Annotated in this window: 1 protein-coding gene; it reads right to left on the bottom strand. The window is 69.5% G+C overall.

Going from position 1 to position 1,235, the window contains the following annotated elements; all coding sequences use genetic code 11:
• The coding region (locus D0C15_RS33845; protein WP_245976536.1) for an IS30 family transposase at window positions 1–1,189 on the bottom strand (1,189 nt) is incomplete at its 3' end.
• Between the last annotated feature and the right edge of the window lie 46 nt (window positions 1,190–1,235).

Genomic DNA, 1,235 nt, shown 5'->3' with positions numbered 1-1,235 from the left:
TTTGTTGGTGTGGGGGGCAGAGTAGTTGGTGGAGGGCTTCGGCGGGGGTGTCCCAGCCGAGGGTTTCGCGGGGTCGGCCGTTGAGTTGGGTGGCGACGGTGGCGAGGTGTTCGGGGGTGTGGACGGAGAGGTCGGTGCCTTTGGGGAAGTACTGGCGCAGGAGTCCGTTGGTGTTTTCGTTGCTGCCGCGTTGCCAGGGTGAGTGTGGGTCGCAGAAGTAGATGTCGAGGTTGGTGGCGATGCTGATGTCGCGGTGCAGGGCCATTTCGGTGCCCTGGTCCCAGGTCAGGGACCGTTTGAGCTGGTCGGGCAGGGTGGCCATGGTGGCGATCATGTGATCGCGGACGGTGACAGCGTCGCGGTGGGGCAGGTGCAGTAGCAGGCAGAACCGGGTGGTGCGCTCGACCAGGGTGCCGATCGCGGAGCGTTTGCCGGCGCCGAGGATGAGGTCCCCTTCCCAGTGCCCGGGCACGGCCCGGTCGGCGACCTCGGCGGGCCGGGCGGAGATCGAGACCATGTCCCGGATCTTGGCCTGCCGGGCGGGGCGGTGACCGTGGGGTTTGCGCAGCGCCCGCCCGGTGCGCAGGCAGGCAGCCAGCTCACGGCGCAGCGCTCCCCGGCCTTGCACATACAGCGACTGGTAGATCGTCTCGTGCGACACGCGCATCTCCGGATCGTGCGGGTAGTCCCGCGCCAGCCTGGCACTGATCTGCCGGGGCGACCACCGTGCGAGCAACCCCGCCTGCACCCGCCCACGCAGGCGCTCATCAGCGGCGAGTTTCGCGGTCTTCGGCCGACGCGCCCGCGCCCGGGCGTGGTCCTCGGCCGTGCTCGCCTTGTAGCGCAGCCGCCCCGATGGGCGATCCGGGCGCGGTCCCGTCCCGTTGATACGCAACTCCCGACTGATCGTCGAAGGATGCCGCCCCACCTGCCGCGCGATCTGCCGGACCCCCGCACCAGCCGCCCACGCCAACGCGATGTCCTCCCGCTCCGCAAACGACAGATACCGCCCCGACACCACCCCAGCTCCGTTACTACTCACCCCACCAGCCTGGGCGAACCACACCGCCCCAGTCGTGCCCGACACACCCGCCACCGCACACGCACCCGGCACCGACAACCCCCGCCGGACACCCTCCCAAAACAACACCCGCACACACCGAGCCCGCCCAGGCCGCTTCCCACCCATCACAACTCCTCATCACAAGGCGTTGCAACCACCCACTGACCCCAAG

The sequence above is a fragment of the Amycolatopsis palatopharyngis genome (assembly GCF_003385185.1).
GTDB lineage: Bacteria > Actinomycetota > Actinomycetes > Mycobacteriales > Pseudonocardiaceae > Amycolatopsis > Amycolatopsis palatopharyngis.
Note: the sequence above shows the minus strand (reverse complement) of the source record. Positions and strands in the feature narration are given on the sequence as shown.